This is a genomic window from Variovorax sp. P4_D9, assembly GCF_056401695.1.
On record NZ_JBFUIU010000445.1, the window covers coordinates 1 to 7509 of the forward strand.

The following is a 7509-nucleotide window of genomic DNA, read 5'->3' on the forward strand; positions in this document are numbered from 1 at the left end:
GCAAACGGTGGAGCCGGTGTTCGGGATCATCAAACGCGTGATGGGCTGGAGCCAGATGAGCATGCGCGGGCTGGACAAGGCGCGCGGCGAATGGTCGCTGGTGACGATGGCTTGGAATATCAAGCGGCTGCATGTGCTGCGGGCCGCATAAAGAGGGAGGCAGATGCTCCCCACGACCCGACTCGCGGGGCGCTCAGGCCCCTCGAGGAAGGCAACTCCGCCTCGCGCCGTAGCAATCGACGCCGCGCGGTCAAACGAACAGATCCCCGCGGCTCAAGTCCGACGGGCTCCTAGCACGAATGATTCGGCCCATCACCCGTCGCCTTACCGCGGTTGCTTTGTCGCGTCACCGGCTCGCTCGTTGAGCGCTCGTGTAGCACCGGCCGCCAGGTGGCGGGCAACGGGATGGAGGACAGATTGGTCGCCGCCATCCGATGCCGCACGCACGAACGCAGACGAATCGGCGAACTACCCCTTGGGCCGCCTGGCTGCGGGGCGCCAGGCTGTCGACTCGTAGCGTGCCTTCACCGGTGGCGCCCAAATCCGTCCGTCGCATTTTGAGCAGCGATCCCGCATAGCGGTTTTGCGCTTCGCCTCCGCCAACGTGACAACGCCGTTCTAGTGGTCCAGCTGACTCGTTTCCAGCGAGGAGTGACAAGCCGTCGATGTCGCGAATGCGCCATGACCTTGCCGCGTTCTTGACAGCGAGCTGCAACGACTGCGCGTTTCGTTCAGTTGGCGTGAGTTCGTCGCAACACTCCTTGGCTTTCGGCATCTTGTTAGGACGGCAAGCCCCCCTATCTCGTAGACTTGCGGGCTTCGTTCCCAAGGATGACAAGCTGATGTTGCGCGTGGTGTTCAATCAAAAGGGTGGCGTGGGTAAATCCACGATCGTCTGCAATCTCGCCGGCGTCAGCGCCTCCCAGGGGTTGCGCACTCTCGTGATCGACCTCGATCCGCAGGCAAATTCAAGCCAGTATTTGTTGGGCGAGCAGGCGCAGGACGCAAAACCCAATATTGCGACTTTTTTCGAGTCGGCCCTGAGCTACAGCTTCAAGGAGCCGAAGTTCGAATCGTTCATCCATGAGACGGAGTTCGAGAACCTCGACATCGTCCCGTCGCATGCTGATCTCGACTCGTTGACGAGCAAGCTCGAGTCCCGCCACAAGATCTACAAGCTGCGCGATGCTCTCAAGGACCTCGACGGGTACGACGCGGTGTACATCGATACGCCGCCAGCCATGAACTTCTTGACGCGCTCGGCACTCATCGCAGCCGCACGCTGCCTGATCCCCTTCGACTGTGACGATTTCTCGCGCCGCGCGCTGTATTCGGTGCTCGACAACGTGAAGGAGATCAAGCACGACCATAATCGCGGCCTGAGCGTCGAAGGGATCGTCATCAACCAGTTCCAGCCCCGCGCCGTGCTTCCACAGCAGCTGGTGAATGAGCTGATCGAGGAGGGCCATCCGGTCCTGAATTCCTATCTCTCGCAATCCGTGAGGATTCGCGAGAGCCATCAACACGCCACGCCGATGATCTACCTTGAGCCGCGTCACAAGCTGGCTCAGGAATTCGTGGCGCTGCACGACGAGCTCAACGTCTAGGTGACCCCGGAAAGGCTCCGATGGCGGAAGTGCCTTCGTTGGCGGGACTTCGAAGTCGGAAAGGCGTCAGCCCCGCCACGTGCGGACGCGGCTCCCTAGGATTTCGGTTCCAGATCGATCATGTTGTCGAGGCCGGCTTCTGCCACCTCGGCCGCCTGCTTGACAGCCAGTTGCATACCTTCGGCGGCGCTGCTCGCACCTTCGACGGCAGTCTTCATGAGCGCCACGGCGCGCTCCGATCCTGCCGGCACGCTCTTCGCAGCAGAGTCGACCGCCGCCAATATCGTCTTGCGCGCCTCGGTGACACTCACTTCGGCCGCCTTGGTGAACTCGGCCCTGGTCGCGGCGACGATCTCGCGCACGTGGCGGGCATAGGCGGCGGTTTTCTCGCCGGCAGGCTTGAGCAAGCCCGACTGCAGCGTCACCAATTCCTGCGGATCCTTAATCGACACCGAAGCCAGAGCGGCTTCCTGCACTTCGCTGGTCAGCGTCTTGATGGTTTGAAGGTTCAGTTCGGCGAGCTTTTCGATGCCTTCGAACGTCTTGCCAGCAAGATGGAAGAAAGTGTCGATGCTGGATAATTGCGCGGCTTTGAATTCGGCAGCTGTAGTCATGTGAAGCCTCATGCGGTGGGGTGGTCAGTGGGATCTGATGTCGCTTTGCTGCGGCGCACCATTGACCTCAAGCATGCGCTGGTTTTGTGACAGATCGAGCGGCATTTGTGTAAGCGGGTGTGCATTCCAGTTCCCTTAGTTACGACCACAAGGTTTCACATTGTGGCGCTTGGTCTTCCGGTTCCGTAGATGGGCAAGATCAGCCCCCACCGATGGCGATAGCCGAGAGGACCTCGTGAAAGTGGGTTGCCGGCCGATTCAAGCAACTCAACGCAGAGTTCGGCCAGCTCTCAGATGACGAGCGAGCGCGGTGGATCGACGCCACCGCCACCAGGTTCACGACTCCGGCGGTCAAGCGTCGCCTGGAAAATCGAGACTGGGTCTCGCCTCTGGTGAACCACCTGGTTCTGGACGCCTACGCGGTGGGAACCTACGGAAGTGGATGGAAGACCCCCACCGACATGGACCTGACGATGTTCAAGGTAGCCGAGGCCCAACGTTCGTAACGATCCGACGCCGGTCCCCGGATCAACTCACACGGAATTTCTTTGTCTTAAAGAAAGGATCCCAAGGGAGCCAGTCCCGAGGGAATCCGTTCCAAATGAGCTCGTTCATGGTTAGACCGAGATTCCATCAAAATTAAGGTTTAACTTTGACGACGGCGCGCGTAGGTTGTTGATTCATTGAGAAAACGGTCACCGGGGCGCCCGAGCATCCTCGTTGGGCCACGTGCAGGAGCAGGGCAGGGAAGGGCGGAGCCTCGAAGCCATTCTGCATCCGTCCGTTCCGTTGAACGTCGTGGCCTTAGTTGCTCCAAGGCAGCGGCCAGCCCCTCGCCGTCCGGCAGGAATGTGTTGCCCGGCGTCGCACCGAAGACGCCCAGGGTCTCCTTCGGCAGGGCAGCCCGTGTTGAAGACGACATTGGAGCTAGGCAGAGATCAACGGGCCCTCGCTCTGGACAAAGCCGTCCGAATCGCCCACGATGCTGCGCATTCCCAACCAGCTCGGGGGCGGAGCCATGCGCATTATGTTGTTCACGAGTGCAGACTTTGTGCGCTCGTCTTGGCAGCTTTCYCGCTGCTGGCACCCGTATCGCGCCGACTTGCCCGCGAACTCGGTCAGCAACTCGTGCCAGTGTCCACCTCAGCGCGAACCGCGAACCCATCTGTAAACAACGCCAACTCATGGTCGTCATTCAGGTTCATGGAAGGGAGGCTACGGGGCTTGCGAAGTTGTTTGGGCCAGAGACTGCTTCGGGCTGGCGCGGTTCCTTCTGCATCTCATCGAGACGGTTCCTGACCTTCCTGCGGTCCTCTCGCAGGCCGATGAAACGGATGTTTGGATTTCATCGATGAGGGAGCGAGTCGCCCGGGGCAGCTAGCGCCTCTCGGGCAAATCCAGAATGCGGCCAGGAGTTGCCGAGGCCCAGGAGGCGATTCGGGACCTGTAGTGGAGCTGAGGCGTCGCCTGGCAAATCCTCGATTTCTATCCGCTCTCTGGTGCGCGCACACTCGCGCCACGACCAGGAGCCCGTCATGCATGACCGCGATTCGCACGGCAAGCCGATTGACCAGCTCGTCGCTGACTTCGAGACCCATCTCGAGCGGGGCCTGACCGCTCGCGAGGCAACGGAGCGACTCGGGCGGTTGGGCGCCAACGAACTATCGGAACGCCCGCGCCCGGGTTTCTGGTCCCTGCTGTGGGACCAGTTCAACAACTACCTGGTGATCATCCTCGTGATCGCGGCCGTGGTGTCGCTGCTGCTCGGCGAATGGGTCGATTCGATCGCCATCATGGTCATCGTCGTGCTCAACGCCGTGATCGGCGTGGTCCAGGAGTCCAAGGCCGAGCAGGCCCTGGCGGCGCTGAAGAAGATGGCCGCGCCCAATGCGCAGGTGATCCGCGACGGCCACCGCCTGTCGATCCCCAGCCGCGAGATCGTGGTCGGCGACGTGGTGTTGATCGAAGCCGGCAATTTCGTGCCGGCCGACCTGCGCCTGTTCGAATGCTTCAACCTGAAGGTGGAGGAAGCCTCGCTGACCGGAGAATCCGTGCCAGTCGAGAAGGACCCAGCGGTGGTGCTGGACAAGGACATCCCGCTCGGTGACCGCAAGAACACGGCCTTCATGGGCACGCTGGTCACCTACGGTCGCGGCAAGGGGCTGGTCACCAGCACCGGGATGGACACGCAGATCGGCCTGATCGCGCAGATGATCCAGTCCTTCGAGGACGAGAGCACGCCGCTTCAGGCCAAGCTCGAGCACCTGGGCAGGGTGCTGGGCACCGCTTGCCTGACGATCTGTGCGATCGTCTTCGTGTACGGCCTGTTCCGCGATACGGACATCGTTGACGTCGCGAAGGTCGGCTTGATGAACTACCTGGAGGCCGAGCGCAAGGAGATCATCGGCCTATTCATGACCGCGGTCAGCCTGGCGATCGCCGCGGTGCCCGAAGGGCTGCCGGCCATCGTGACCATCTGCCTGGCGCTCGGGATGCAGCGGATGATCAAGCACCATGCGCTGATCCGCAGGCTGCCGGCTGTGGAGACGCTGGGCTGCGCCACCGTGATCTGCTCGGACAAGACCGGCACGTTGACGCAAAACCAAATGACGGTCGTCCAGGCCTGGACCGGCGGCCGGCGGCTCCGCATCACGGGCGAGGGCTACGCGCCCAAGGGCGCGTTCTTCCATGGCGAGGAGGCCTTCGACCCGCGCACGAGCCCCGACGCTTCGGCGCTGATGCAGGGCGCGATCGCCTGCAATGATGCCCAGCTGGAGGAGCGCCCCGACGAGTCGGGCTCACGATGGAACATCATCGGCGATCCGACCGAGGGCGCGATGATCGTCGCGGCGGCCAAGGCCGGCTACCTGCAGGACGCGTTCGCGAAGACGATGCCGCGGGTGCAGGAGATTCCGTTCGACTCCGAGCGCAAGCGGATGACGACGATCCATCGCAATGCGGGAGTTGGCGCCGCATCCGGGTTCGCCTACCCGCCACTGGCGGCGGTCGTCAAGGGCGCGCCCGACGTGGTGCTCGAGCTTTGCACGGGCATGCTCGATGGCGGCCATGTCGTGCCGCTCGCGGCGGCGATGCGCAACACCATCCTCGAACAGAACCGCGACATGGCGGGCCAGGCGCTGCGCGTGTTGGGCGTAGCGTTCCGGGCGCTGGAGGCGATGCCCGAGACGCTCAGCCCCGAGACGGTGGAACGCGACCTCGTCTTCGTCGGGCTGCTGGGAATGATCGACCCGCCGCGGCCCGAAGTGATCGAAGCGCTGAAGGTCGCCAAGGGCGCCGGGCTGAAGACCGTAATGGTGACCGGCGACTATCGCGACACCGCCGAGGCCATCGCGCGCGACATCGGCCTGCGCACGCCCGGCGGACTGACGCTCACGGGCGCCGAGATCGACAAGCTCTCCGACGCCGACCTCGCGGCGCGGGCCGAGCGGCTGGACGTCTGCTGCYGCGTATCGCCGCAGCACAAGACGCGCATCGTCGACGCCTTCAAGGCGAGCGGCCACGTGGTGGCGATGACCGGCGACGGCGTGAACGACGCGCCGGCGCTCAAGCGCGCCAACATCGGCGTGGCCATGGGCATCACGGGCACCGACGTGGCCAAGCAGACGGCCGACATGGTCCTCACCGACGACAACTTCGCGAGCATCGTCGCCGCCATCGAGCAGGGGCGGATCATCTACTCAAACATCCGCAAGTTTGTCTACTTCCTGCTCGCCTGCAATGTGGGCGAGATCCTGATCGTGTTCGGCGCGATGCTTGTCGGCATGCCGATGCCCCTGCGGCCGGTGCAACTGCTCTGGCTGAACCTGGTCAGCGACGGCGCTCCGGCGCTCGCGCTCGGCATGGAAAAAGGCGAGGACGACATCATGAAGCAGGCCGCACGCTCGCCGAAGGAACCGGTCATCAACCGCGACATGGCGTTGAGCATCGGGGTCGTCGGCGCTGTAGACGTGCTGGCGATCTTGGGAGTGTTCCATCTCGCGCTGCAGCGCTATCCGGACCACCTGGAGGCCGCACAGACCATGGCTTTCGTGGCGCTGTGCACCTCGGAGCTGTTCCGTGCCTTTGCCGCGCGGTCCGAGCACTACAGCGTGTTCTCGATCGGCCTGTTCTCCAATCTCTGGATGGTGGCCGCGGTCGCGGCGTCCTTCGTGCTGGTGCTGGGCGTGGTGTACATACCCTTCCTGGCGCCTTTCTTCGACACCGTGCCGCTGTTACCGAGCGACTGGCTGCTGATGGTGCCGTTCTTTTTCGCCTCTCCGGTGGCGATGGAACTGCTTAAGCTGTACCTGCGCCGGCACAAGGTGGCGACGCCCGCCGCGCGGGCCTCGGCGCGCGACGATTGACGGTTCGCGCGCTGCAGCGCGATGCAGGCCCGCCGGGTTCGTGCGTTCATCGACGAGTGCGCGGCGAAGGTGCGCAAGGACTGGCAAACCGCAGATCCTCAAGGCACAACGCCATGTGCCTGCTCGAGCTTGCGCGGCTCGCGCACCGCCGCGCATAATCGTGGCGAGATTCGCCCGACCGGTGCCGGGCCACGCAGCGATGTCGCGCCGGAAAGGGGGGTGACATCATGAAGAAGGTTCTGCTGCCCATCGATGGCTCGGAATGCTCCCGGCACGCCGTCCAGCATGTCCTCGCCCGACGCGCCAACTATCGCAATCCGGACGATCTCGAGATCCACCTGGTCAACGTGCAGGTGCCGCTGTCCGGCGCGATCATCCAGTTCGCCAGCCACCACCAGATCGCCGCGTTTCACGCCGAAGAGAGCGAGAAGGCCTTGCTGGACGCCCGTTCGCTGCTCGATGCGGCCGGCGTGAAGTACAGCGCCCACACCGAGGTCGGCCGTGTCGGGGAGGTCGTCACCCGGCTGGCCGATGCGCTGCATTGCGACGAAATCGTAATGGGCACGCACGGGCGCGATGCGCTGCGCGAGTTGCTGGTCGGATCGGCCACGCTGAAGGTCGTGCACCTGTCGAAGGTGCCCGTCCTGCTGGTGAAATAAGCGAGCGGGGTGACGTCCGCGGCCGCATGGCTCACTACAGCGGACGGCGCAGTCGCGCGGAACCGGCCAGGACCGGTCGTTCTGCGCAGACCGCTGATACCAATTTGCGTTCAATAGATTAGATATGATGTCAGCCCACGAACCTCAAGGAGTCGTGGATGAAGACATTAATCGTGGGTGATAAGCCGACTGTTGAGCGCTTGGCGGAACGGCTCAAGCGAGCCGGCAGTCATGCGGAGTACCAGCGCATCCAGTGCGTGCTCAT

General features: G+C 63.3%; 5 protein-coding genes. 4 read left to right on the forward strand and 1 reads right to left on the reverse strand.

Translation table 11 applies throughout. The features are described 5' to 3' along the window. On the forward strand, nucleotides 1–151 hold a 151-nt coding region (locus AC1DY5_RS34560; RefSeq protein ID WP_478118876.1), incomplete at its 5' end, for a transposase. A 691-nt stretch (nucleotides 152–842) separates the two neighbouring features. Beyond that, a complete protein-coding gene (locus tag AC1DY5_RS34565; protein WP_478118878.1) occupies nucleotides 843–1607 on the forward strand; it encodes a ParA family protein in 765 nt (254 codons plus the stop codon). A 95-nt stretch (nucleotides 1608–1702) separates the two neighbouring features. Here the strand turns inward: AC1DY5_RS34565 and AC1DY5_RS34570 are convergent, their stop codons facing one another. Next, on the reverse strand, nucleotides 1703–2221 hold the full coding sequence (locus AC1DY5_RS34570; protein WP_478118871.1) for a phasin family protein: 519 nt from the start codon (nucleotides 2219–2221) through the stop codon (nucleotides 1703–1705). A gap of 1535 nt (nucleotides 2222–3756) precedes the next feature. Here AC1DY5_RS34570 and AC1DY5_RS34575 point away from each other — a divergent pair. Both AC1DY5_RS34575 and AC1DY5_RS34580 read left to right on the forward strand, forming a co-directional pair. After that, a complete protein-coding gene (locus AC1DY5_RS34575; RefSeq protein WP_478118872.1) occupies nucleotides 3757–6585 on the forward strand; it encodes a cation-translocating P-type ATPase in 2829 nt (942 codons plus the stop codon). A 227-nt stretch (nucleotides 6586–6812) separates the two neighbouring features. Then, complete coding sequence (locus AC1DY5_RS34580; protein ID WP_478118874.1) at nucleotides 6813–7244, forward strand: universal stress protein; 432 nt, start codon at nucleotides 6813–6815, stop codon at nucleotides 7242–7244. Nucleotides 7245–7509 lie beyond the last annotated feature (265 nt).

Coding starts and splice junctions, on each gene's coding strand:
- AC1DY5_RS34565 (WP_478118878.1), top strand. CDS start 843: ATGTTGCGCGTGGTGTTCAATCAAAAGGGTGGCGTGGGTAAATCCACG.
- AC1DY5_RS34570 (WP_478118871.1), bottom strand. CDS start 2,221: ATGACTACAGCTGCCGAATTCAAAGCCGCGCAATTATCCAGCATCGAC.
- AC1DY5_RS34580 (WP_478118874.1), top strand. CDS start 6,813: ATGAAGAAGGTTCTGCTGCCCATCGATGGCTCGGAATGCTCCCGGCAC.